A 26,641-nucleotide genomic window follows, 5' to 3' on the forward strand; every position below is an offset into this window, starting at 1 on the left:
AACGTTGTTATCAAGTATCATTGATCTACATCATGCATTCACAATGCTATTGTGCACAGCTAACGGCCAACAAAAGATAAAAAGCACATATAAACAATAAAATAGAAACACATCACATTAGATTCGATCGCGAATAGATTGTTTATTTTGACCGCTAAATATCCTCACTTAATACCTAGGGCGTGTTGGTGCCCTAAGCGTTTGCAGTGGCTGAACCAACCGTCAGTTTCAAAAATATTTTGAAACTGATAGCCGTTTTGATCACATTGTTTTTTGCCTAAACCTGCTTAAAATGCTGAGGTTGATTTTGTATTCCTAGATGATTTGGAGCCGTTACATGAGTGATTTAAGTTTTCTCGCTAAAAAGCGTTACACCACTAAGGCCTTTGATCCAACCAAGACAATTCCTGCCGACAAGATTGCCGACATCAAGACCTTATTACAGTTCAGCCCATCATCAACCAACTCACAGCCTTGGCACTTTGTGCTTGCCGGTACGGCAGAAGGCAAAGCGTTGATCGCCCAAGCGACTGAGAACTACGCCTTTAATACCCAAAAAATTCTCAATGCTTCCCATGTGGTAGTACTGTGTACCCGTACTCAACTCGATGAAGCCCATTTACTGCAAGTGCTAGAGCAAGAGGCCAAAGATGGCCGTTTTGCCAATGAAGAAGCCAAACAAGGCCAACATAATGGTCGCTCTTTCTTTGCCAATATGCATAAATTTGAGCTAAAAGACGCCCAGCATTGGATGGAAAAACAAGTCTATTTAGCACTCGGCACCCTAATGTTAGGTGCCAGTGTGCTCGATATTGATGCTTGCCCGATCGAAGGTTTCGATGCGACTAAACTTAATCAAGTCTTAGGCTTACGAGAAAAAGGTCTGTGCGCTTCTGTGATTGTAGCCCTTGGTTATCGCTCTGAAGAAGACTTTAATGCTAAATTACCTAAGTCACGTTTAGCACAAGAAGTTATCTTTACTGAAATCTAAATCCTGACGCCTAAGCTAACCGAAAGTACCCTTGTTTTGCATAAGTGAACAAGGGTACTTTCGACCTCGTCCCATCACTCATCGTAAAAAAATTAACACCATTCCCGCCAGCAAAGCCTAAGCGACCTTGAGGCAAATTGCTCTAAAATCCATCTTTGCCTACACTTTGCACTGTGGCATAGTGTACATCTAGCACGCTGTAATTAGCGGCAAATTTAAGGTAAAAGCCTTAAAAATCTTATGGATAGATGTACACTCAGTTTAATCGCCACACTCGCTTGATAACAACTTAGGATGGGACTGTCAGTATGCTACTCGCAAAACCTTCACTCAGTGCAGAAGCTCAATCGGCAAGGCTTTCGACCACTAAGGGGGATAATCCGTTAATCTGGCCAGTGCTATCGGTGTTACAAGCTTCCAATCAAAGTTGGAAAATCCATCACCTCGCCACCGAATTACAGAGCAGAGGGCTTATCCATCCTTTAGATGAAAACCCGGGTAATGATTTATTTAAGCGTAACTTTCTACTGATGAATGCCCTGTTCGAACTGCAAGAAATGCTTCTTCCTAAGCAATGGTTACAAGTTAAAGCAATGGAAATCCAGATTTTCCGCCTCGTGCCATCAAATGTTAACTTATTGATAATGGAAGAGACTTCCCTGCGAGAATATTATCTTGACTGGAATAACTACGACACCAGCGAAAACGTGGTGAGGGAATTATTAGAGGCTTTCTGGAGCAGTTATAAGAGCTACATTGGCCTCAATGTAAATTTAATGCACAAAGGACATGCCCTAAGAGTTTTTGAGTTAGATGAAAGTGCAACCCCTAGAGATATCCGCAAACAATGGCGTCGTTTAGCCCTCAAATGGCATCCTGATAGACCCGAGGGTGATGCTGCCCGCTTTCGCGAAGTCTGCGAGGCTTGGCAATCCCTGCGGGATATTGCTTAGCGTATGTTGATATATCTGTGATCCCCTTTGCAGTCTTGCAAACTTCTAGGTCTAAACTCCCACGGGATCACAGATTTAGTTCAATATCGGCGCACTAATTCAGCGATAATTAAGCATTTCAAACTAACCTAAAACCATCTTCACGCTGGTATAACACAAGCGTAATTTCAAGATTGAATCAGCTTATCCATTACCATTAGGCACAACGCATAGCACTTAATGTACTGGATTCAATCTAACCGACTTTGAGGGTTCTATGATCAAACCAATCGCCTTGGCTGTCGCCTTAATCGTTGCACCATTCAGCAGTTTGGCCGCAAACTTTGTGGAAGGCACTCACTACACTCAAATTTCTGATAAAGCGCCGAGTAGTGAGCCTAAACTTACCGAGTTTTTCTCCTTCTATTGCCATAATTGCTTCAATATGGAAACCAATTATCTGCCTGATATCAAAGCTAACTTAAACAAGGGCATTGCATTTGATACTAAGCATGTCGACTTTATGAATAGTGCTTTAGGGACTGAAGTCATGCGTTCGCTGGCCGTCATCCAAGAGCTGGATAATAAAGACGCTCTAACCCATGCCATGTTCGCCGCGATCCAAGGAGAAGAAGGCGCTAATGGCCACGACCACAGCGCCCCTGGACATAAGCACGAATCGCAAATCAATAGCCGTGACGACATTAAACAAGTCTTTGCTAAGTTCGGTATAGACGCGGCGAAGTACGACAAACTTGCCGACAGTAAAAGCACAGATGAAAAGCTAGCCCTTTGGCGTGCCCAGCAAAACCAATTCCGCGTTGAAAGCGTGCCAGCCTTTATTGTTAATGACAAATATGCAGTTAACTTAAGCAGCATCAGAACCTTAGACGAACTGATTGGGTTAATTAACTATCTTGCCGTTGAAAAAGATGCACAGGCACCTAAAAGTTCTGGTGGTAGCCTAAACTGGTTATTCTTAGCATTTGCCGCTGCCGTCGCTCTTGGCCGTCAAAAGCGTTTAAGGTAACAATATAAGCTTCTGTTTTTTGCGAATGGATGCTTTAGCGGACTGACAAGTCTCAATCAAAAATGAATCGATACTAGTCAGTCCCTTCAGTAAGTTAGAGCAAGATAAACTCACTCAGGTTGGACCTAACGCTCAGCAGTAGCAGAAGTTATTGCCTAATAAATTCAATAACATGCGTTGCGGCCAATATGATATGCAGTACTAAAAAGCCAATAAAAGCATCGGCACAAATTTGATGATAACCACGCCAAGTCATTGCCAGTGGTGTTCCTTGGTAAATAAACCATACAACGCCAGTTAATCCTGTCGCGACCAGCAGTATCATGCCAATCCCTTCGATACAACTAAACAAGCCTTTGCCACCGGCTACGGGGAGCTTGCCTTTAAAAAGGCCTTTAATATCCTGCACCAATTGTTCCCAATCGCCCACCAGCCAGGCAAAATACTGGTGCCATTTGCCTTGGAGGCTATTACGTAACAAAAATAAAATCCCTAACGCAGCACACACCAATCCTAGGTAAACATGCAGATAATCCCAAATGCTAGCATTAGCACGCAGGCTTCGACCGATAAAAATCCACGGACTGGTGCAGATGAGTAGACTTGCGGACAACACCAGCCAAACATGCAAACGCGCCAACAAAAAATCGAATATCAAGGTTAATTTGTTCGACATATAGGTTTATCCTCGATAATCAACGTTAGCCTCAACCGCCCGCTTAGGCTTGGTGGATTTGTAATCCAAACTCATGCACTTTTTGCCAGTCAGTGTATTCAACATTAGTAACAGGATCCGTGGGCCCCTTAGTTAACCACATGATAAAACGTATGATATTCCTATCAAATGCATTATAACCCTGATAATTCAAATTACCGCCAAACACTTGCAACAACTGAGGACGCCAAGTCGTTTTAGTTAAAAACGCCTGCATATAGGGATTAGTCTCAGGGGTATTTTTTTCAGGTTTACGGGCAACTAAACTCACAGAGAAAAATCCACCGACTTTTTGTGTCAGGATTTGCTGATGTTTCTGAATAAATTCATACAGCGCAGGATTATGTTTTCCGTGACGAATACTAGCGCCAATGATGATCTTATCGAAGGACTCCATCGCGGGGACAGCTTTTATATCAGCAATCACCACCGAATTACCTAACTCTTTGAGTTGCTGGGCTAACTGATTCGTGATCTTACGAGTTTGACCATGAACACTGGAGAAGATGATCAGAATTTTTTTCACTTAAGCCTCTATTATCTCAACAAAAATAAGAAAAAGCGGCCAGAAGAAAAACAAGTACGGCGGCCTTATGTTGACCTAAATATACCAATCAAAATGATACTCAATGCCTCGCAATCCAGAAGGTAACCACAAGATAAACAATGCGCTTCTATGGATAGCGAGTCCGCTAGCGATATTTAGGTTTTCCACGCAAAAAGCAAACTGCCTATTACGATATTGCATACTAGGTGATTTAGTCATCTATTTACATGAAATAGATCACGGGCTTAGCGCCAAACCATCCCTCGATATTCGGTAATTCTAGCTTGCTCACAAAAATAAAAATCACCACTCTGAGGATCAAAATGTTACAAAATCAGCAATTCTAGCCCTAGTCTAGCAAGCGCGAATAAAAGCAAACCAACTCGGAGACTTAAAGCTTACAATCGGCTAAGCTGGACACTTTTGGCAGAGCGGGTATTCTCCCTAATTTGCAATGTAAATTAGCAGACAAGTGATACAGGATTAAGGCATGAAGGATTCGGATATTTTAATGCTTGCGGATGAAGCCGCTCCCGCTGCGGAGGTCTCTGCCCGTAAAAAAGCTCTTTTACTTGGCCGTCAACTCGGTCTCGCCAGTGAGGAAGAATATCGCCCAGCCAATGCCTCGATTGCCGAACGCGCCCAGCATCGGCAGCGTAAACTCGCCAGCCAGTATCAGGCAAATGTTGAAACCATTTTCGCCCTCGCCTTAAGTTATACCTCTTCCGACATGACGGGGGTGGATCTCGATCCCGACTGGAGTCATCAATTTTTTCTGATGGCGGAGCAAATCCATAATCGAAAAATGCAAGACCTATGGGCACGTATTCTCTCTAGTGAAATCATCAACCCAGGAAACTTTAGCCTGCGCACCTTAGCGCTACTTAAGCAATTAACGCACAGAGAAGCGCAAATCCTCGAAAAAGCCCTAGGCATGGCAGCAAAAGTGAATAATGAGCAGCGCTTAAAACTCATTAGCGGCTATCGGCTCACGGGCGGGATTGGCCAATATTTTCGCAAGCATACCAACATCACCCTAGGTCTCTCGCAATTTGGTCTGCCCTACTCCAGTATTCTTACCCTAGTTGATGCGGGGATACTCCACAGCAGTGAGTTTGAAACGGGTTTACTCAATAGTAAAACCCCCATCCAACTCACTATGCCAGGTATTCAAATGAAGCTAACCCCTAAGAGCGGTAATTTGCTCTTTAGTTATTATCGATTAACACCTATTGGCGATGAACTAGCGCAGCTTGTGCTTCCTAAACAGGACCAAGAATACCTTAAAGCCCTTCAAGCCCTGTTTGCCAAGGACTTTAAGATTGAATAACAAGCTGTTATAGACTGCTTCTATGCCAGCGCAGTGAGGCGATTTGGGCTAATCACGTCAATTGCGGTTAAATAATCAATCAAAGCCCGAACTTGAGATGCTAAATCCCCTTTGCTGGTATCAATCGTCAACTCAGCGGAGAGCGGGGCCTCATAGGGCGATGAAATCCCAGTAAAATGTGCGATTTCGCCCTTGCGTGCTTTCACGTACAATCCCTTGGGATCACGCGCTTCACACACGCTAAGTGGTGTCGATACATGCACTTCGATAAATTGTCCAGCGGGGAATCTTGCACGTATGCTATCGCGCTCTTCTCGGGTGGGAGAGATAAAAGCTGATAACACCACCAAGCCCGCATCCACCATAAGTTTTGCGACCTCGCCAACACGGCGTAGGTTTTCATCCCTGTCGGCCACGCTAAAGCCCAAATCTTTACATAGACCGTGGCGCACATTATCGCCATCGAGCAGATAGGTGTGAAAGCCCGCTTCAAATAATGCACGCTCAAGCGCACCTGCTAGGGTCGACTTACCTGCGCCAGAAAGCCCGGTAAACCAAAGCAATACCGGATTCTGCCCTTTGAGTTTGGCTCTGGCTGCTTGGTCGACACTATGTTGATGCCACACTATATTGCTCATAAAAACTCCTCAAACCTTTAATAAACCAACGACTAAAGGCATCGTTAAAACGGAAAGATGATCGGCACCATAAAAATCACAATCAGCGAATACAGTAGGGATAAGGGCAGCCCTAACCGTACAAAATCACTAAAACGATAGTTACCCGCATTAAACACCATCAAGTTGGTTTGATAACCATAGGGCGAAATAAAGCTAGCGCTAGCCCCAAACACCACAGCCATAATAAAGGGCCTTGGATCGACGCCATAATTCAGCGCCACCGCATAGGCAATAGGAAAAGCCAAGGCCGCGGCGGCGTTATTGGTGACCAGTTCAGTCAACAACAAGGTAACTAAATAAACCCCCACAAACGCCCCAAACACCCCGTAACCATTTATTGCGCCGAGTAAGCCTTGAGCGAGTCCCTCAGCAAGACCTGTGCTCATCATCAGGTTCGCCAACCCCAAAGCGCTGCCCACAATCACGACTAACTCGAGCGGGAAACGGCGCTTAAGTTCAGATAAGGTTACGGCGCCAATGGCAAAGTAGCTGAGCAGCAATAGCACCAATCCTTTTGCCAAGGGTAAAATCCCCGCCAGACTCAGGCCAATCGTCAACACAAATCCGGCTAACACGATACGACTGCGTTTAGTGTCTAAACGCACATTCAAATCGAGTCCGCTGACGGCGGCAAATTCGGTACTCAGCTTAGCATTGGTGCTAAAACCATCCCCCGGCGTCAGCAGTAACACATCGCCCGGCTGCAATACGATATCGCCCAAGCCACCCTTTAACGGATGATGGCCACGGCGAATCGCCATAACCGCCGCATCAAACTGTTCGCGAAAGCGAGATTCCTTTAAGCTGCTACCCACTAGGCTCGACGAAGGGGCCAATACCGCTTCGACTAGATTTTGTCCCTTTGCCTGATGCTTACCAAACCAATCTAGGCCATCGAATTGATGCAACAGCTCCACCGACTCCACCGCGCCACTGAACCGCAGTACATCGTCCGCTTGCAATACTAACTGTGGCGGAACCGGGCAAATACAAATACCGCTTCGCTCAAGCTCCACTAAATAAAGCTTTTTTAGGGCTCTGAGCTTGTTGTCCACAACACTGCGACCGACTAAAGACGAGCCTTTAGCGACATGGGCCTCAAGTAAATAGGGCAGTGCTTCTTCTGTCGTTTCATCCCGTCTGTCGGGCAAGGTATTAGCCAGCATGATCAGTAGCGGAATGCCTAACAGTACAATCAACGCTGCAACAGGGGTAAACTCAAAGAAACCCAGCGCAGGTAAGCCCGCATTCTCCACAAACGAATTAACGATAAGGTTAGTGGAGGTACCAATCAGTGTGAGCGTTCCCCCAAGAATCGTCGCATAGTTAAGCGGCAGTAATAACTTAGCGGGCGCATGGGCCTGATTACGACGCACTACCCCAATCAAAGATGCCACAACGGCAGTGTTATTGGTAAATGATGACAGCAGAGCCGTGGAAAATCCCAACTTTGCCATTGTCATCGCCAACGAGCTATTACCAATCACTTGGCTTAACTTTCCCAGCAATGAAGTCTTTTCCAGCGCTGTCGCCGCAAGCACCAATAACACTAATGTGACTAATCCCGTATTAGTAAAGCTTGTGAGCGCTGCGTCGAGCGTTACCATACCTAGGAGGTAACATATTAAAAAAGCAAATAAAAACAACACCGCAGGGTTTATGCGGCCAGCAATTAAGCCAGCCAACAACCCAAACAACACTATCGCCAATAGCCACAAGTCACTCACAAATTAGGCTCCAAGCTTTGAAATATCAATCGCTTGCCAGTGCGGGAAGTGTTTACGTACGAGCGCATTAAACTCAATTTCAAAGGCACTAAATTGTGAAGACACTTGCTTGCTCACATGTTGACCCGATACCACCATCACCGCCGCTACTGTTGCATTGGATAAACGGTCAATCAGGATCATGCCGCCAGTATCACGTACCAGAGAATAGGCATCGAAAACGATATCTTCGGTCAGCTCTAAGGTCACGCGAGCGATGGCATTAAGCCCTAGTGTGTCGGCGCTGCTGCGCGCAAGTGTGTTCACATCAACCACATATTCTATGGTCGAGACTGAGGCTTGAGTCTTTTTACCCGCAACCTTGATGTCATATAACTGGCCGAGTTGTAGTGGTTTTTCATCCATCCACACGAGGTCAGCCACGATTTGGTTGGCAACCTGTGGCGCACTCTCTGGCATAGCCAGTAAATCACCACGGGAAATATCGATTTCATCTTCTAAGGTGAGAGTGACGGCTTGCCCCGCCGTTGCCTCGGCCAAATCGCCATCGAAGGTCACGATACGCTCAACCTTGCTGCGTTTACCCGAAGGCAGCGCTACCACTTCATCACCCACCTTGATGACACCAGAGGCTAAAGTACCGACAAAACCACGAAAATCCAGATTTGGACGCGACACATATTGCACCGGGAAGCGCACGGGTAAGGCACTCAGTTCACGTTGGGTATCAATGGTTTCTAACAATTCCAGTAATGTACCGCCCTGATACCAAGGGGTATGTAAACTTGGCTCGACCACGTTGTCGCCATTGAGTGCGGATAAGGGCACAAAGTGAATATCTAACTCACCAAAGCCTTTAACAAACTCACTGAAATCATTACGAATACGATTGAATACTTGCTCATCGAACCCGAGTAAATCCATCTTATTGACCGCGACCACAAAGTGGCGAATACCCAGCAAAGAGGCAATAAAGGCATGACGCTTGGTTTGGGTCTGCACGCCGTAACGCGCATCGACTAAAATCACCGCTAAGTCACAGGTTGAGGCGCCAGTCGCCATATTACGGGTGTACTGCTCATGGCCTGGGGTGTCGGCGATAATGAACTTGCGCTTATCACTTGAAAAATAACGATAAGCCACATCGATAGTAATGCCCTGCTCACGCTCTGCTTGTAGACCATCTACCAGCAAAGCTAAGTCGATTGCTTCGCCCGTTGTACCCATCTTAGCACTATCATTTTTTAAGCTGGCTAATTGGTCTTCATATATCTGCGCACTGTCATGCAATAAACGGCCAATCAAGGTGCTCTTGCCATCGTCTACGCTGCCGCAGGTTAAAAAGCGCAACAAACCTTTATGTTGCTGCTGGGCTAGATATTCTTTTACTCCATGCTGGCTGATTTCTGCCGCCATACGATTAGTTTTATTGACCGCTTTATCCATCTTTATCTCACTCTTATCTTGCTCAACTGTTCGTGAAGTCTGCTGGTACTTGATTGCTCTAAAAGCCTTCATCGGGACATTCACGAAATCGGTTTAATCTGTCTCTGAACCTTCGCTCGAAATGCCTTAGTTTAGAAATAACCTTGGCGTTTCTTCTGCTCCATCGATGCACTCTGGTCCGAGTCAATCAACCGCCCTTGGCGTTCGCTCGAGCGAGTTAACAGCATTTCTTCGATGATTTTTTCGAGATTATCTGCCTGCGAATGCATCGCCGCCGTTAATGGATAGCAACCTAAGGTTCTAAAACGCACTACCTCATGCTTGATGGTTTCGCCTTCTTCGAGCTTCATGCGCTCATCGTCGGCCATAATCAACTGACCACCACGCTCAACCACAGGGCGCTCAGCCGCAAAATACAGGGGCACTAACTCAATGTTTTCTTGATAGATATATTGCCAAATATCGAGTTCAGTCCAATTCGATAATGGGAAGACACGAATACTTTCGCCCTTGTTCACCGCGCCGTTATAGGTGCGCCACAGTTCAGGGCGCTGATTCTTAGGATCCCATCTATGGTGACGGTCGCGGAACGAATACACTCGCTCCTTCGCGCGGGATTTTTCCTCATCACGACGCGCACCACCAAAAGCGGCATCAAAACCATATTGGTTTAAGGCTTGTTTTAAGCCTTGGGTTTTCATTATGTCAGTGTGTTTTGCACTACCATGGTCGAAGGGGTTAATCCCTTGGGCAACGCCTTCTGGGTTAGTGTGAGTTAATAATTCAAAGCCAAATTTTTTCGCCTGCGCATCACGAAAGGCGATCATCTCTTTGAATTTCCAGCCCGTATCCACATGCAGCAAGGGGAATGGGATCTTGCCGGGATAAAAAGCTTTACGCGCAAGATGTAACATCACCGAAGAATCTTTTCCGATGGAATACAACATGACTGGATTATCGAATTCGGCTGCGACTTCCCGAATGATCTGAATGCTTTCGGCTTCCAGTTGTTGTAAGTGGCTTAATTCACGCCCGGCCATACTCTTCTCCGTTTACCTAAAATGGGCTGCGACAGGCAGCTGGATTTAACTTAACTATTTCTAAAAAATGTTCTGATTTAACTAAATTTTTGCTGCAACTTTGGTCGTATTTAAAGCGTCAAGCGGCAGCAGGCCTTCGCCCTTGGGCTGAAACCAATTTAAGGTTTCGGACAACCCCACCACTTCGCCAATAATCATTAATGCGGGCATTTGCAACTGCGGATCAGCAGCAAGTTGTTCGAGTGAATCTAATTGCCCAATAAAACGTAGCTGCGACTGAGTGGTCGCCTTCGAGACGATGGCCACTGGTGTCTCTGGGCTACGACCTGCGTTGATTAACCCTTGACGGATAATGCCCGCGTTTAAAATCCCCATATATACAACTAAGGTATTGTTGGGATTAGCATAACCCTGCCAATCCATCGGACGGCTTTCTAACTGGCAATGGCCAGTAATAAACGTTACCCCTTGGGCATAATCCCTGTGGGTTAATGGAATACCCGCATATGCCGAAGTGCCGCTGGCGGCGGTAATCCCGGGAACCACTTCAAATTCGACGCCCGCTTCGACTAAGGTTTGTAACTCTTCACCACCACGACCAAAAATAAACGGATCGCCGCCCTTGAGGCGTACCACGTTTTTACGGGTATAGGCTTTCGTCACCAGTAACTGATTAATTTCATCTTGCGCCGCGCTATGCTTGCCTGCACGCTTACCGACGGCAATTTTTTCAGCATCTTTAGGGATCAAATCGAGGACATCTTGGCTGACGAGCGCATCGTATAACACCGCATCGGCAGACTTTAGAATGCGCCACGCTTTAAGGGTTAATAACTCCACATCGCCGGGGCCCGCGCCAACCAGCCAGACTTTGCCCTTAGCGCTTTGGCCTGGTAAAGATAAAATTTCCATCACATTCCCCGATATGAGATCAATGTGTAGCAATATAGCGCCAGTTATATTCCATAATAAATATAAAATCATTAATTGTTATACCAAAAAGAAATAACAACCGAATTTGAATTAAGCCAGTTAACTATAAACGAGGTTGGTAAAAGCACCATACTGGCTAAAATAAGTTAATCATTTGAAATAACTAAATAAAACATGATAACAGGGCGAATATGAATGCAACCTAAACTTGCATCACCTCACATAACAGCACTATGTTATTGCTAAAAAATCTACTCAGTCAGCGCGTTAACGCATAAGAAGAAATGCAGTTTCACTCAAGTTAAGTAGTACAAGTGACAGTATTTCTCACAAAAGATCCACAGACTAATGTTAAGCTCGGTAAATAAAGATAAAGCAAACAGACACATCAAGGAGAGTCGATGTCCCCATTTTATCAAGGTATCGCATTAATCGGACTGCTAACTTGTACAGGGTTACAGGCAGAGGAATCTTTAATCAAAGATCGCGTTAAGGATGAACTAGCGACTTCAGAGCGTCCATTTGTAATAACGCCGCATAAAGTCAATTACATTTTACCCGCGACCTATAATCCTGATCCGAATATGAAACCCTATGCAGGGGAGGCCGCCGGAACAAACTATGAACTCGATGAGATGGAAGCTAAGTTTCAGATAAGCTTTAAGTTTCCAATTTGGTACAATGTCTTTGGTGATAATGGTCACCTATTTTTTGCCTATACTAATCAATCCTATTGGCAGGTATACAATAAGGAAATATCTTCACCCTTTCGTGAAACAAACCACGAACCCGAAATCTTTATGCTATTCAATAATGATTGGAAAATTGGCGGTGTGACAAACTCGTTTTGGGGATTGGGCGCTGTCCACCAATCTAATGGTAAAGCAGGTTTATTATCCCGTAGTTGGAACCGCATCTATGGCACGATGATCTTTGATGCTGGCCCACTGGCGTTTTCAACTAAGGTGTGGTGGCGCATTCCTGAGGATGAAAAAACAGACATCCACCAAGCCCGTGGCGATGATAATCCCAATATTGATGAGTATATTGGCAATGCTGAATTTGTTGGCGTGTATGGGATTGATGAGCATAGATTCACTCTCACCGTTAAAACTAACTTTAAAGATATTGACCGAGGTTCAGCAGAGATCACTTGGAGCTATCCCATCATAGGTAACTTACGCCTTTATACTCAATACTTTAATGGCTACGGTGAAAGCCTGATCGACTATAACCATCATAATCAACGTATTGGGATCGGTGTATCACTCAACGATATTCTCTAGGACGTGACACAGCACAAAAAACAGCCATAATTCTATGCTGACACAAACAAACTGCTGCTAAATTGCTCAAGTGCGAGCAACCTAAGGGAGCTTAATGATGATTTTTATTGCCAACTGCGGTATTTACATCGATAGTCGCACACCTTTTTAGCAGTAAGGGTCATCATGGAGGAATATGAGTTTTAGCTATCGAACGGTAATAACTTTGCTGAGCATGATTATTTGCGCGAGCCTTATAAGGCTCGCGTTTTTTGCTATTCCTGAAAAAGAACAACCCACGTTAACGACAAAAGATATTCGCCAAGATCTCTATATTCTGCTCAATCAAATTGAACAACACTCCGCATTTTATGCGTTGGATCCACAACATAATGACAACCAACTCGAACGACTTGCTGGACTGATGACTGAGCAATACCAAGATCTTGTTCCTACAGAACGGTTCGCAGCGGAGCTTACAAAACTGCTTAACGCCTTAAAAGATCCTGGTGCTCAAGTTGCGAAGGTTGACAATAGTAGCGCCGACTTACCCTTAACACTGAGACCCGTCAACGAACAATGGCTTGCCTTAGACCATAAAAATAATCCTATTAGTGCCGAGTATCCTTTTATCACCCATATTGATGGCATCCCCTTAAGTAAGTGGATTTCAGCCAGCCAAGCCTATCTGTCAGAGCCTGCAAAAAATAGCCAAGAAATGCAGCTGATTTGGCTTAAACGACTCAACCTACTGCGGGAAGACTTAGGCTTAAGCATCAAACCTTATGTGATTATTAGTTTGATAAATGATGATTTGCAGACAACGCAGGTCACTATTGCCCTGCCTCCCCCTTCTAAAACGATAGTTAAACCGATTGAAGACGACACAGAGATAAGCTTTGAACGCCTACTCACTCAACTTGATGACTTAGGGCCGACTACGGTCTCAAAACCTGACTATTCACTAGAACAGATAAATCCAACCACGGCTCGACTCAAAATAGATGACCTCTATGCTTTTGAACTCGATAAAATACAACAAGAAGAATTACGTAAAGGTATGGAGCAGCCATTACTGATTGTCGATCTCAGGCAAGCGAAGGGATTTAGTCCTAAGTTACTGACCATGCTCTCGCGTTATCAGGATATGCCCGCCATGGACATACCACCTCATTCAGCGGTCGAAAAAATCATGGGGTTTGCCCATTATCGACGCTCGCCAGAACTTAGAAACGATTATTTAAAACCGTTGAATTTTAAACCGCTTGATGAACTTGAACTCAGCCCTGCGCGACTTAACGTGTTGACACGGCGGCTACCAACTATCGATAAAAGCCGGTTTAGTCCTTGGTTTGTTCGCACCAAACCTGAAGTCCTCACCGAAGGCAATAATCGTCTTGCACTACTTGTCAGTCCCTTGTGTAAGCAAGAATGCGAGTGGATCGCCTACCGGACTAAAGCATGGTCGAGAGTGAATTTAATCGGCGAAAAAACCTCTGGGGATTTTGCCAGACAATATCAATTTACCTTGCCAAATAGTGACTTAGAGATTCGATTTAGTAGCTCTCTCACCTATGATGCTAAAGGCGAGTTGCTGTCGGGAAAAGGCACTGAGCCCGATATTTGGTTACCACAAAACAATGATATTGAATGGCAAGGACTCGTAAGTTTAGTTAAATCAGCCAAACCCAAAGCCGTAGATCCAACTAACGGTCGACAAACCAAATTAGCCCAATCTCATTAGTAAAAAGCCAGCAATTTGCTGGCTTTAAAATGCGGTGGAGTGATAAGTTTATTTCTTATCGCTTGCCTTTGAGTTCATCACAGAGCCAAAAACCAGACCTTGTTTATTCACATCAAAACTCATTTGCACGCGCATATTATAGTCTTTCAATGCTTGCAGCTCTTCAGGCACTGGTTCACCAGTCATTTCTAACAGCGTCAGCACTGGGGTAAACATCTTACCGTAGTCGGCTGACATGCTGTAAAGGCCATTGGCTGATGGTTTTTCGCTCGCCAGTTTATTGGCTAACGCTAAACCTCTATCCCCAGAGTAAACCACTAAGTGTTGTCCCTTAATCGCCAACATCGGTTTGATATTAAGTTCTGGCGGCAACATTAATAGTGGAGATAAATCAGTGGGTTCACCATTATCCGCGACTTGCAGTTCAGCCAACATAGGGGCAAAAGGCTTAACCATGTTGAATAACATTGAAGGATTATCAGCGGTTAAACTGATTAAGGCATCTAAACTTTCGAGTTTAGGCTCTTGATCCTGTGAACTCATCTTATAGTCGAGTAATGACACACTCAGGCCTTTAACACCATTAGCCATGCCGGTAAACATACCCAACATCGCAGGGCTTTGCTGGCTTAATTCAGCCTGTAGCTCGGCCAGAGGCGCGCAGGTCAACTGTGGCTTTTGCAGATCATCCCAAATAGCGGTGAGCGAAGGCGCTACTTCATTAACATCAATCCCAAGGCCCATCGAGAAAATAGTGCTGTTAATATCCGCTAAATGGGCAGGAATAAAGCCGCGCATTTTTTGTAATGCCGTTAAAATTGCTTGGTTTTTGCTTTCAATCACAAAAGAAGCCGCCATATGGCTTTCTTTTTCAGTCGACGTGAATGCGGTTAAACCTCCCACTGTGCGCGGCCAGTTAGCCGCAATCGCGGTTAACTCAGTGCGACATTCTGGTGTACGGATTTGCGCTAACGGATCTTCACCTTGGCTTTCTTCTGCTAAGAACTTGGTGAGCTGTTTAGCTAACATATTGCCATCTTGAGAGGTTATCGCTTTAACAATCTCAACATGGTTGATAAAGCTGATGCTATCGTCCATAAAACCATGGGTTTTAATGATCTCTTGCAACATGCCAGATGCGGCTAAAGATTGGGCGGGTTTCTTCAATCCTAAAGCCATTTCCAATACTTCAGGCTCGATAGAGGAAGCCGAGAATGTGACCGTTAAAATGCCATCTTTATGGGCAAATAATAGGTCAGCTTTATCAGTTGAACCTTCTTCGGCAAACGAATAAGCACGGTAGTCAATCCCTGCTAAAGTACGCTTTTCGTGGGTATAACCACTTTCTTGTTCGGCTTTATCCAGTACAGCCCAGAATGCATCAATTTGATTAATATCTGTTTTAAGAACAGGCACTACACCTAAGGTATAAAAATAAGGCTTGATCTCATTCGGTAAACCGAAAGTCTTAAGCAATGCGGTAGGATCTTTCATTCCATCCATATATTGCTTGTAAATACTCACAAAAAACTTAGCCATTGGGCTATCCAAATCGCCTAACTGAGCTAAGGAATCAGTTGAATATTGCTGGTAATTGCTAGAAATCGATTGCAGGTAGTTTTTCAGTGGAAACGGCTTTAACTGGCCAGTAAACACAGGGGTATCGGCTGGAATATAATCTAGCAAAGGATTGGCTGAAGCACTCGAGCTACTTCCGTGTTGAGTGTACCAATAAGCACCCGCCCCCGCTGCAATAATTGCCGCAGCAATAACAATCTTTTTCATCTAAAACTCCATTTAATTACCGTCAAAGTGACAAAAATAATACCGAAAGCACTTACCTTCGGCATTTAAATACTGACCTATTGTCATTCCTTATTACATCAACATTGCAAAATCAAAAGCTTATTATAACTAATCTTGAGAACGGATAAGCTAAGAAATAACGAATAGCAAATAAGAACTCATTAATATGCAAAAATCCGCGATAATCTACCATTAAAACGTCTTTGACGCTAATCGCGGCATGTGTCAGAAGCTTCCTATTTACTGGTTACTGGGCGCAATCGTTCGAAACCATCCTGTTACAGAAAAGCGTGGGCGCTTTGCAAACGGCGCGACAAATGAAACTGAATGGGGATGATGGACATCGAATAATGCCAAATTATTAAAGGTTGGCACCCAGGTATCAGTCAGCACACCTTTAGGAGTATAAAACTGCAGCAGACCACCCCAATCAGGATGCCATTCTGGAGTAAAGCCAAAAACAAAAGCAACTTTACGACCCTCACTTTCGACAACATCATTATGTCTTGTTAAGAAATTCCCTTGAATATAACGACTCGCCTGCAGTGAGGCATAACAAATACCTTCAATGCCCGTAATCGTTTGAATAAATTTAAACATGTCAGGGCTGTTAATAAAACGATGTAGCGATGTAAGTAATTCAGGTGAAGGCTTTCCATCTAAGCCTCCTACGAGATGACTTCCATATAAAAAACCAATCCCATTTGCAGCATTGTGTAATATTTTTTGCTGTAAATCTTTCTGAGCTTCAATCGGTAATTGGCGTATTTGTTGATCCGACACTCTCATTGGCTTATTGTCGACAAACATTGCATTATCAAAACTCACTTCACTAGCAAGTGTGTTAGCAATGACAGCTGCGGTTTCATTCTGCCAGACGTGTTGAATATTGATTTTTGCATCTCTAGCATATTCTTCACGCAGTAAAGCCATATCTCGCTCAAAATTAAACTCAAACATCGTTTATTCCTTGGATCATTCGAACGCCTAACACTCATCCTACTCATCAGAGATGCATAATTACAATTTAATAACAAAATCACAATCGCAAATTTATTGTGCCTCACCGACTTTTTTGAGTGTCACCTCACCTAACTGACGCATTTGCTTGCGGATCCAAGCGGAACGTTGTTCAACATAGGAAGAAGGAGGGGAGACTTTATAACGCCAAGGGTTTGGTAAAACTGCAGCCAATAATGACGCCTCATAACGAGTTAATTTGGCTGCACTCTTGCCAAAATAATGCTTTGCTGCCGCTTCGGCACCATAAATCCCAGGACCAAATTCAACAATATTAAGGTATACCTCAAGGATACGCGCCTTATCCCAAAACAGTTCCATTAACAGGGTAAACCACGCCTCTATGCCCTTACGGATAAAACTACGGCTCGACCACATAAACAGATTTTTTGCCGCTTGCTGGCTTAAGGTACTGGCCCCACGAACCTTTTTACCTTTTTGATTGTATTCGATGGCCGAACTAATCGCGTCTAAATCAAAACCACTGTGGCCAGCAAACTTTTGATCTTCTGCGGCAATCACGGCTAATTGCAGTTCAGGGGAGATTTGCTCAAGCGAGCGCCATTGATGCCTAACCTCACTAATCGGTGCGGGCGGAAACAACGCCCGCTCTATTCGCCAACTCCACATCGGAGGATCGATAAAACGGAGTAGTACCACACTTAAAATAGAGGCGAAAAATAAACCCAAAACCAATTTGGCTAACCAAATAAATACACGCTTAACACCGCGCATCTTAGGCTTAGGGTTTGGATGATTAACTTGGGGACGATTGACATGATCGCGCATGGCATACAAAGGGGCGGTCATTTAATTATCCTCATCAATCACGCCATCCAAACTAACTGTTAGTCTAAGAGATTTTTTGCTTACAGTAGAATAGCAAAGTGTAAGCCGATGATAGTAAGTCATAAACTACAAAAAACCGAGCTGAATTGAATAAGGAAGATAAATTAATGATGCCACAAATTTGGCTCAACCTCGGCAGCTTTGACCACAGCTGACCGAGGTGAAAATGACTGATTAACAAGCGCTAGCAAGTCAATCAAACTGCTGGATACTCGCAGCGGCGAGCAAGGTCCTTTGGAAGTGCTACTGTTTTCCGTCTCGTTATATCGTTACACAGCAAACTAAGCCCATAAATAACGATATTCAACAACTTAACTTGGCAAAATACCGACTAAAGCAGATCTGCGCAGTAAACTCCCTCAAAACCATCTACGGGAACTTTGTAATATAGCTCAGAACATTCTAATGTGCATAACCCTGTGAGTAAAAATGTACAAAAAATTTAATTCAGGCAAACACATCTTAACTAACTCTATGAAAATACAATTTATCTGACTTTGATGACGGCAGAATGACATACAAAATACCTTAACGGCCAAACCGCTTTAAAATTAAGCAAAATACTCTTTTAGTGGCATAAAATAAAAAATGCCACAGGGAATACTGTGGCATTTTTCTATTTAATCAAATAGATGGCTATATTTCGTAATGCAGACCGCATTCGCGTTTTAAGCCATTAAAGCGTGTTTCTTCTTCAGACATCCCTAATTCTAAGGGTTTAGTAGAATGGGTATCCCCAACAGAAACATAACCTTGCTCCCATAGAGGATGGTAAGGCAAGTCAAATTGAGTCAAATACAGATGCACATCTTTGTTCGACCATTCGATAATCGGCAGCAGCTTAAAGCGAGTACCGTGGATAGCCAATATCGGTAACTCTTCGCGAGTGCTCGACTGGCTCCGGCGAAGTCCCGCAAACCAAGTGCCTACTTCAAGTTCCGCCAAAGCACGTTGCATCGGCTCCACTTTATTCAGTCGATTATAACGTTCAAGACCCTCTAAGCCCTGCTCCCACAATTGGCCAAAGCGCGCCTCCTGCCATGCCGCCGTCATCGGCGCTTGGTAAACCTTAAGGTTTAAGGATAAACGCTCGGTAAGCTGGTCAATAAACTGATATGTCTCAGGAAAGAGGTATCCAGTATCCGTTAAAATCACCGGAATATCCGATTGCACCTGACTCACCATATGCAACATCACCGCCGCCTGGATCCCAAAACTGGATGACAGCGCGTGATTACCCGGCAAATAGGCTAAGCCCCAGAGCACTCGCTCTTGAGCCGTCAAGCCAGCTAAGAAGCGATTAATGCGTTCCAGTTCCGCTCGCTGCACATCCTTAGGTGCCGTTAGCAGCGCGTTAAGTTCGCTGTGACTTACCACGCTCTGCAACGCGTTCGGCAAGCCAGAACCCGTTGCCCCAGAATCAAGATCAGCCATGGAAATCCTTAGCGGCATCGATAACCGCCTTCACTACGCCCGTGCGGACGGTGAAGTTACCAAAGGTTTCGCCTGCATTTCGCTCAATCGCGTAGCGGGCAAATAATGCATCCAATTCAGCAAGGATCTCAGCCTCTTGGATATTCTCTCTGTACATTTTATTCAGACGAGTACCTTCGAAGTTCGCCCCGAGATACAGGTTATAGCGACCCGGCGCCTTACCCACTAAGCCGATTTCGGCGGCAAATGGGCGGGCGCAACCATTTGGACAGCCCGTCATACGCACCACAATGGCTTGATCGCTAATGCCATTCTTTGCTTGCAGCGCATCAATATGGTCAATAAATTCAGGGAAATAACGCTCAGCTTCCGCCATTGCCAATGGACAAGTTGGCAAGGCCACACAGGCAATCGAATGACCACGGGTTTGTGTCAACACTTGGCCGAGTAAACCGTGTTTACGGGCAAGCCCTTCGATAGTCGCTTTATCCTCGGGCGCCACACCCGCGATAATCATATTCTGGTTTGAGGTCATACGGAAATCACCCTTGTGGATCTTAGCGATTTCACGCATACCAGTTTGCAAGCTCTTACCCGGCAAGTCTTTGATACGGCCGCTTTCGATAAACAGGGTTAAATGCCACTTACCATCGACACCTTCTACCCAGCCGTAACGATCGCCGCGATCGCCAATCACCACATCGCGCTTGGGTTCAAACTTAACGCCGGCACGGGCTTCCACTTCGGCCTTAAACTTCTCATAGCCATGGTCGACGATGGTGTATTTCAGGCGTGAACGCTTACGGTTGGTACGATTACCCCAGTCACGCTGCACTGTCATCACAGCTTCGGCAAACTTCATCACATCTTCGGTTTTAATAAAACCAAAGTCATCGGCTAAGCGTGGGAAGGTTTCTACCTCTCCGTGGGTCGAGCCCATGCCGCCACCTGCGGTCAGATTAAAACCGACTAATTCGCCATTTTCAGCCACGGCAATAAAGCCTAAGTCGTTAGTGTAGACATCAACATCGTTATCAGGCGGTACGGCCACGGCCATTTTAAACTTACGTGGTAAGTAGGTTTTGCCGTATACAGGTTCTACGGTTTCGTCTTCTGTAGTCAGTAATTTCTCTTCGTCTAACCAAATCTCGGCGTAAGCACGAGTGTGCGGCAGCAGGTGATCCGACAGCTTTTTCGCCACTTCATAGGCCTGCGCATGCAGCTTAGATTCCACCGGATTGGGGTTACACATCACGTTACGATTAACGTCACCACAGGCAGCGATAGAATCCAGAGCTTCACGATCCAAGCCTTGGATAATGGTCTTCAGGTTACGCTTTGGAATGCCGTGGTATTGGAACGTCTGACGCGTCGTTAAACGAATACTGTTAGAGCTGGTGAGCGTCGAAGCAATTTCATCTACGCCTAACCATTGCTTAGGCGTACACACCCCGCCAGGCACACGGGCACGTAACATAAAGCTATATAAAGGTTCGAGTTTTTGCTCTTTACGCTCGTTACGCAAATCACGGTCATCCTGCTGATAGAAGCCGTGGAATTTGATCAATTGCTGATCGCCGTCGCTAAAACTGCCCGTCACCGAGGAATCTAATCCCTCTTTAATGGTGCCACGCAGATAATCACTGTCGGTCTTTAGGTATTCGTTTAATGCTAACTTTTGCTCACTCATGGCAACTGCCTCTTAAAATTCGGTCGGCGGCAGTATCTCCGTGGATACTGCTCTCTATCTTTGGGATCGATTAATTAGTACACGTCTTTTTGGTAACGTTTATGACTGCGCAGGGTCTCGAAATATTCTTCCGCCGCCTCGCTCGACAGTCCGCCAAACTCCACCGCAACCGCTAATAAGGCTTGGTGTACGTCTTTAGCCATACGCTCGGCATCACCACAAATATAAAGATGCGCGCCATTTTGCAGCCATTGCCACAGGGTTTGTCCCTGTTCTTTAATGCGGTGCTGCACGTAAATCTTATGGGCTTGATCCCGCGAAAATGCCACATCGATACGGGTTAAATCGCCGTTTTTCAAATATTGTTGCCACTCGGTTTGATACAGGAAGTCCTGTTCAAAATGCGGGTTGCCGAAGAATAACCAGCTATCGCCCTCAGCGCCTTGTGCCACGCGCTCCTGCATAAAGGCGCGAAACGGTGCAACCCCTGTGCCTGGACCAATCATGATTACCGGCGTTTGTGGATCTTCAGGTAAACGGAAATGCTTGTTCGGTTCAACATACACTTTTACTTCGGCGCCTTCCTGCGCCGAGGCTAAGAAGTGCGATGCGCCGCCAAAACGCGTTTGCCCTTGATGTTCATCTTCCACCAATGCCACGGTTAAATGCACTTCCGTATCAACCTCACTCTGGCTCGAGGCGATGGAGTAAAGTCTTGGCGTTAATGGGCGTAATAACTCAACTAACTTGTTAGCGTCGAGATGAGCATCGGCCTTGAGCTGATAGTTCGCCACTAAGTCGGCAAACTGATGATGTAAGATAAACTGACGAACCTGCTCTTTATCTTCGCTAATAGTAAGTAGCTCAGGACTTGCGGACAACTCGGCCCAAGTTTTGACTAAACCAGGATACAACTGCGTCAGTTCTTTCTTCTCGATCAAGGCTTGCTTGAGGCTGATTGACTCATTAGCGACAGTCACCTTGGCATCGGCCGCTAACCCTAAGCCCGCCAAAATCTCATCGACTAAGGTTTCGCTATTGCTAAACCACACCCCAAGGGCATCACCGACTTCATAGCGTAAGCCTGATTCACCTAAATCAATTTCAACGTGGCGCACATCTCTGTCTGAATCGCGTCCGGTGATCTTTTGGCTCACCAACACTTCGGCACTGTAAGGGTTTTGCTTAGTAAATTCGCCCTCGCAGGCAACTTGCGCCGAAGTTGAATTAATTTCATTCAGTGCCACCACATTAGCCGTGGTTTGAATGAGTGGCTTAACCGCAGTAAGCACATCGGCGTGCCACTGTCCGGCCGCAGCCTCATAGTCCACATCACACTCAACCAACGGCAATAAGGCTTTAGCGCCTAATGCCGAAAGCCGCGCATCAAAGTCTTTACCGGTTTGGCAGAAGAACTCATAGCTCGAATCACCTAAAGCCAACACTGAGTAATGTAAGTTGCTTAATTGAGGTGCGCGTTTTGATGCTAAAAACTTATGTAATTCAATCGCATCATCCGGCGCTTCACCCTCACCATGGGTACTGACCACCAGCAATAACAAATTTTCTTGCTTGAGCTGGCGCACATTGTATTCACCCATGGAGGCTAAATTCACGCTATAGCCCTGTGCTTTAGCCTTTTCGGCCAAGGCTTTGGCAATGCCACGACCATTGCCGGTTTGGCTGCCATAGAGAATGGTTACAGTCTGCGCTGCCTGTGTATCAGACACTGGCACTAGCTGGGCTTGATTCCCTCCCGCATTGGCTGTTGCGGCTAAATAACCACTCACCCAAGCAAGTTGCACGGCATTTAATTCCGCGGTGAGTTGTTTCAGCTTGTCGACCTGCGGTTGCGACAGGGGTGAAGCCAGTGATGAAAGTTCTTTTAACAACATGAGACGGCCCTATGACAGTGTAATACCCAGCAGATTAACGTGGATTTGGAAAAGCAAAAAAGAATAAAATTTGATTTTTAATTCCATTTTGGAATATACAAAGTGCAAAAATTAAGCTACAAAAGTGTGCACTGGTTAAAACTTTTTGATACGACCAGTGCAGAATCGACTAGCTTGAGCAATATGCGCTTGTGTCAAACCAAAGTATTGCCACAATGGTACGAGCCTGCAGTACTGTGACCTTTTGTTGCTCGCTAAGAAGTTTGTTTTAAAAAACAAATTTTATACCAAGTTTGAATGCGCTAACTAACTGCCACAATTGAATAGACGAGTTCATTCTTATCGCGGCCTAGCCCTACCTAGGTTTAGCTCAAGGGAAGCACTCAGGCGGAACGATTATATAAACCATCAGGGAGTAATCATGCAGATTGGAATACCGAGAGAGAGTCTCGTCGGTGAAACTCGGGTCGCCGCGACTCCAGCCACCGTCGAACAGCTTAAAAAGCTCGGCTTTGAAGTTGTTGTTGAGGCCAATGCTGGCTTACTGTCTAGCTTTGACGATGCCGCTTTTGAAGCAGCTGGCGCGAAGATCACGACAGAGGTTTGGCAAGCGGATCTGATTTTTAAAGTCAATGCACCGACCGATGCTGAAATTGCGCAAATTAAAGAAGGCGCGACCTTAATCAGCTTCATCTGGCCCGCTCAAAATGCTGAGTTGGTCGAGAAACTGTCTAAACGCAACATCAATGTGATGGCGATGGACATGGTGCCACGTATTTCCCGTGCCCAATCCCTCGATGCTCTCTCTTCTATGGCAAATATCGGCGGTTATCGCGCCGTAGTTGAAGCCGCGCACCACTTTGGCCGTTTCTTTACCGGACAAATTACCGCCGCAGGTAAAGTCCCTCCGGCCAAAGTGCTGGTGATTGGTGCCGGTGTGGCAGGCCTTGCAGCCATTGGTACCGCAGGTTCTTTAGGGGCTATCGTTCGCGCCTTCGACACGCGTTTAGAAGTGGCCGAACAAATCGAATCCATGGGTGGCCAGTTCCTTAAGCTGGACTTCACCAATGAAGATGGCAGCTCATCGGACGGTTACGCTAAAACCATGTCGGACGAGTTTATCGCTGCCGAAATGGCGCTATTTGCCGAGCAAGCCAAAGAAGTCGATATCATCATTACCACTGCGCTGATCCCAGGCCGTCCTGCACCTAAGCTCATCACCAAAGCCATGGTCGACAGTATGAAGAGCGGCTCTGTGATTGTCGATATGGCAGCACAAGCGGGCGGTAACTGTGAATACACCCAGCCTGGCGAACTCTTTGTCACTGAGAATGGCGTCAAAGTCATCGGCTTTACCGATCTTCCCGGCCGCTTGCCTGCACAATCGTCTCAGCTTTACGGCACTAACTTAGTCAACCTGATGAAGTTAATGTGTAAAGAGAAAAACGGTATTGCCAGCATCAGCTTCGATGATGTGGTCATGCGCAACATGACAGTCGTGAAAGAAGGCGAAGTTACCTTCCCGCCACCACCTATTTCGGTGTCAGCTGCCCCCGCGAAACCTACCGCTAAGGTGGAAGTGAAATCTGCCCAAACCAAAGCGCCTTCAAAACTCAAGTATATTCTCGCTGCCCTTGGTGCAGCGGGGTTTGCCGCTGTGGCCTCAGTAGCGCCAGCCGAGTTTTTATCCCACTTTACGGTATTTATTCTGTCCTGCGTGGTGGGCTATTACGTGGTGTGGAACGTGTCCCACTCACTGCATACGCCTTTGATGTCAGTGACTAACGCAATTTCAGGCATTATCGTGGTCGGTGCTTTGCTGCAAATTGGTCAAGGCTCAACCTTGGTCACTGTGTTGGCGTTTATCGCCGTGCTGATCGCCAGTATTAACATCTTCGGCGGTTTTACCGTCACTCAGCGCATGCTGAAGATGTTCCGTAAGGATTAAGGGGGTATAACGTGTCTCAAGGACTGGTAACAGCAGCTTACATCATTGCCGCCGTGCTCTTTATCTTCAGTCTCGCTGGATTGTCGAAACAAGAAACGGCCAAACACGGCAATTTATTTGGTATCACAGGTATGGCCATTGCCCTACTGGCGACCATTTTTAATCCTGACACCAGCGGTGTCGCCTGGATTATTGTCGCCATGGTGATTGGTGGTGCCATCGGCGTGCGTTTAGCACTTAAAGTCGAAATGACGGAAATGCCTGAACTCGTCGCGGTGCTCCACAGTTTTGTGGGTATGGCCGCGGTGTTAGTGGGCTTTAACAGCTTTATCGACTTACATCCAGAACAAGTATCACAAGTGGTTGTAGCCGTGGGTGGGGACATGAATTCCACTCTCGCAGCCGTGCAGAATGCGCTGAGCGAAGCGGCAAAAGCGGCTGAAAACGCGCATATGACTGGCGCTATGCTCAACATTCACTTAGTGGAAGTCTTCCTCGGGATCTTTATCGGCGCGGTAACCTTTACCGGTTCTATCGTCGCATTTGGTAAATTACGCGGATTAATTTCATCTAAACCGTTGATGTTGCCACATCGCCATAAGCTAAACCTCGCTGCGGTATTGGTATCACTTGGCCTGTTAGTGTACTTCGTGCAAACCGGTGGCACTATGCCAGCCCTACTGTTGATGACACTTATTGCCTTCGCCTTTGGCTGGCACTTAGTGGCTTCTATCGGTGGTGCGGATATGCCGGTTGTGGTTTCAATGCTGAACTCCTACTCAGGTTGGGCAGCAGCGGCAGCGGGCTTTATGTTGTCAAACGATCTGCTGATCGTGACAGGTGCGCTCGTGGGCTCATCGGGTGCGATTCTGTCTTACATCATGTGTAAGGCGATGAACCGCTCGTTTATCTCTGTTATCGCAGGTGGATTTGGTACCGATGGTGTGGCCTCCTCTGGTGATGAAGAAATGGGCGAATACCGCGAAACCAACGCCGAAGATGTGGCGGATATGCTGAAAAATGCCTCTTCCGTTATCATCACCCCTGGCTATGGTATGGCAGTGGCACAGGCACAATATCCTGTCGCTGAAATCACCCAGAAATTACGTGACCGCGGCGTAAAAGTGCGCTTTGGTATTCATCCGGTAGCGGGTCGTTTACCTGGCCATATGAACGTACTCTTGGCCGAAGCTAAAGTTCCCTACGATATCGTGCTTGAAATGGACGAAATCAACGAAGACTTTAGCGATACAGACGTAGTGCTAGTGATTGGCGCGAACGACACAGTCAACCCTGCGGCGATGGAAGACCCGGGCAGCCCAATTGCGGGCATGCCAGTGCTCGAAGTATGGAAAGCGCAAAACGTGATTGGCTTTAAACGCTCAATGAACACGGGTTATGCGGGTGTACAAAACCCTCTGTTCTTCAAAGACAATACCCAAATGTTGTTCGGCGATGCTAAGGCCAGTGTTGAAGCGATTTTAAAAGCGCTGTAATCCGTTTAAGCACTGAATCACTCGATACAAAACTCAAAGGGAGCCGTTGGCTCCCTTTGCTTTTTTAGAGGGTTTTATTGCGCTAGGCTTCACATACTTTTAAGCCTACTCAGCTAGTCTCTG

Annotated in this window: 21 protein-coding genes; 8 read left to right on the forward strand and 13 right to left on the reverse strand. The window is 45.9% G+C overall.

Annotated elements, in window-relative coordinates:
• The first annotated feature begins 337 nt into the window (after window positions 1–337).
• The 3 genes from nfsB (at window position 338) to M0413_RS04365 (ending at window position 2,953) form a co-directional block, all read left to right on the forward strand.
• Window positions 338–991 (forward strand): oxygen-insensitive NAD(P)H nitroreductase, encoded by a 654-nt coding sequence (gene nfsB, locus M0413_RS04355; protein ID WP_047535396.1) that lies wholly within the window; start codon window positions 338–340, stop codon window positions 989–991.
• 308 nt (window positions 992–1,299) lie between these two features.
• Window positions 1,300–1,944 carry a DNA-J related domain-containing protein gene (locus tag M0413_RS04360; RefSeq protein WP_037421664.1) on the forward strand — a complete coding sequence of 215 codons (645 nt, stop codon included), beginning with the start codon at window positions 1,300–1,302 and terminating at the stop codon, window positions 1,942–1,944.
• A gap of 256 nt (window positions 1,945–2,200) precedes the next feature.
• A complete protein-coding gene (locus M0413_RS04365; protein WP_037421661.1) occupies window positions 2,201–2,953 on the forward strand; it encodes a thiol:disulfide interchange protein DsbA/DsbL in 753 nt (250 codons plus the stop codon).
• A 148-nt stretch (window positions 2,954–3,101) separates the two neighbouring features.
• Here the strand turns inward: M0413_RS04365 and M0413_RS04370 are convergent, their stop codons facing one another.
• Together M0413_RS04370 and hemG are read right to left on the reverse strand one after the other, a co-directional pair.
• A complete protein-coding gene (locus tag M0413_RS04370) occupies window positions 3,102–3,629 on the reverse strand; it encodes a cytochrome b/b6 domain-containing protein (RefSeq protein WP_249553273.1) in 528 nt (175 codons plus the stop codon).
• A 43-nt stretch (window positions 3,630–3,672) separates the two neighbouring features.
• A complete protein-coding gene (hemG, locus tag M0413_RS04375; protein WP_037421655.1) occupies window positions 3,673–4,194 on the reverse strand; it encodes a menaquinone-dependent protoporphyrinogen IX dehydrogenase in 522 nt (173 codons plus the stop codon).
• A gap of 511 nt (window positions 4,195–4,705) precedes the next feature.
• Here hemG and M0413_RS04380 point away from each other — a divergent pair.
• Window positions 4,706–5,545 carry a TIGR03899 family protein gene (locus M0413_RS04380; protein WP_037426109.1) on the forward strand — a complete coding sequence of 280 codons (840 nt, stop codon included), beginning with the start codon at window positions 4,706–4,708 and terminating at the stop codon, window positions 5,543–5,545.
• A 20-nt stretch (window positions 5,546–5,565) separates the two neighbouring features.
• On the opposite strand, the gene cysC is transcribed toward M0413_RS04380, so the two are convergent.
• From cysC to cobA, 5 genes are all read right to left on the reverse strand, one after another.
• Window positions 5,566–6,183 carry an adenylyl-sulfate kinase gene (cysC, locus tag M0413_RS04385; RefSeq protein ID WP_037421649.1) on the reverse strand — a complete coding sequence of 206 codons (618 nt, stop codon included), beginning with the start codon at window positions 6,181–6,183 and terminating at the stop codon, window positions 5,566–5,568.
• A gap of 44 nt (window positions 6,184–6,227) precedes the next feature.
• Complete coding sequence (locus M0413_RS04390; protein WP_069454355.1) at window positions 6,228–7,952, reverse strand: SLC13 family permease; 1,725 nt, start codon at window positions 7,950–7,952, stop codon at window positions 6,228–6,230.
• A gap of 3 nt (window positions 7,953–7,955) precedes the next feature.
• On the reverse strand, window positions 7,956–9,398 hold the full coding sequence (gene cysN / locus M0413_RS04395) for a sulfate adenylyltransferase subunit CysN (protein ID WP_249553348.1): 1,443 nt from the start codon (window positions 9,396–9,398) through the stop codon (window positions 7,956–7,958).
• A 131-nt stretch (window positions 9,399–9,529) separates the two neighbouring features.
• Complete coding sequence (cysD, locus tag M0413_RS04400) at window positions 9,530–10,438, reverse strand: sulfate adenylyltransferase subunit CysD (protein ID WP_011623816.1); 909 nt, start codon at window positions 10,436–10,438, stop codon at window positions 9,530–9,532.
• 81 nt (window positions 10,439–10,519) lie between these two features.
• Complete coding sequence (cobA, locus tag M0413_RS04405; protein ID WP_249553275.1) at window positions 10,520–11,350, reverse strand: uroporphyrinogen-III C-methyltransferase; 831 nt, start codon at window positions 11,348–11,350, stop codon at window positions 10,520–10,522.
• 422 nt (window positions 11,351–11,772) lie between these two features.
• Between cobA and M0413_RS04410 the strand changes: the two genes are divergently transcribed.
• On the forward strand, window positions 11,773–12,657 hold the full coding sequence (locus M0413_RS04410; protein WP_037421638.1) for a phospholipase A: 885 nt from the start codon (window positions 11,773–11,775) through the stop codon (window positions 12,655–12,657).
• A 175-nt stretch (window positions 12,658–12,832) separates the two neighbouring features.
• Window positions 12,833–14,380, forward strand: coding sequence for a S41 family peptidase (locus tag M0413_RS04415; RefSeq protein WP_047532775.1), 1,548 nt, complete (start codon window positions 12,833–12,835; stop codon window positions 14,378–14,380).
• A gap of 48 nt (window positions 14,381–14,428) precedes the next feature.
• Here the strand turns inward: M0413_RS04415 and M0413_RS04420 are convergent, their stop codons facing one another.
• From M0413_RS04420 to M0413_RS04445, 6 genes are all read right to left on the reverse strand, one after another.
• A complete protein-coding gene (locus M0413_RS04420; protein WP_249553277.1) occupies window positions 14,429–16,165 on the reverse strand; it encodes a hypothetical protein in 1,737 nt (578 codons plus the stop codon).
• A gap of 261 nt (window positions 16,166–16,426) precedes the next feature.
• A complete protein-coding gene (locus M0413_RS04425) occupies window positions 16,427–17,146 on the reverse strand; it encodes a 2OG-Fe(II) oxygenase family protein (protein ID WP_249553279.1) in 720 nt (239 codons plus the stop codon).
• A 93-nt stretch (window positions 17,147–17,239) separates the two neighbouring features.
• The gene (mtgA, locus tag M0413_RS04430; protein WP_037426089.1) at window positions 17,240–18,016 is read right to left on the reverse strand and encodes a monofunctional biosynthetic peptidoglycan transglycosylase; all 777 of its coding nucleotides are present in this window, start codon (window positions 18,014–18,016) and stop codon (window positions 17,240–17,242) included.
• A gap of 675 nt (window positions 18,017–18,691) precedes the next feature.
• A complete protein-coding gene (locus M0413_RS04435; protein WP_249553281.1) occupies window positions 18,692–19,489 on the reverse strand; it encodes a phosphoadenylyl-sulfate reductase in 798 nt (265 codons plus the stop codon).
• Window positions 19,482–21,179 (reverse strand): assimilatory sulfite reductase (NADPH) hemoprotein subunit, encoded by a 1,698-nt coding sequence (gene cysI, locus M0413_RS04440; protein WP_055647517.1) that lies wholly within the window; start codon window positions 21,177–21,179, stop codon window positions 19,482–19,484. Before cysI ends, M0413_RS04435 begins: the two co-directional genes overlap by 8 nt.
• A 74-nt stretch (window positions 21,180–21,253) precedes the next feature.
• Window positions 21,254–23,074, reverse strand: coding sequence for an assimilatory sulfite reductase (NADPH) flavoprotein subunit (locus M0413_RS04445; protein WP_249553283.1), 1,821 nt, complete (start codon window positions 23,072–23,074; stop codon window positions 21,254–21,256).
• A gap of 421 nt (window positions 23,075–23,495) precedes the next feature.
• Here M0413_RS04445 and M0413_RS04450 point away from each other — a divergent pair, with 421 nt between their 5' ends.
• Entirely contained in the window at window positions 23,496–25,022 is a 1,527-nt protein-coding gene (locus tag M0413_RS04450; RefSeq protein ID WP_037426080.1) for a Re/Si-specific NAD(P)(+) transhydrogenase subunit alpha, read from the forward strand.
• A gap of 11 nt (window positions 25,023–25,033) precedes the next feature.
• Window positions 25,034–26,518, forward strand: coding sequence for a Re/Si-specific NAD(P)(+) transhydrogenase subunit beta (gene pntB / locus M0413_RS04455; RefSeq protein ID WP_037421695.1), 1,485 nt, complete (start codon window positions 25,034–25,036; stop codon window positions 26,516–26,518).
• Window positions 26,519–26,641 lie beyond the last annotated feature (123 nt).

It is taken from the genome of Shewanella sp. 8A, assembly GCF_023475945.1.
GTDB lineage: Bacteria > Pseudomonadota > Gammaproteobacteria > Enterobacterales > Shewanellaceae > Shewanella > Shewanella xiamenensis.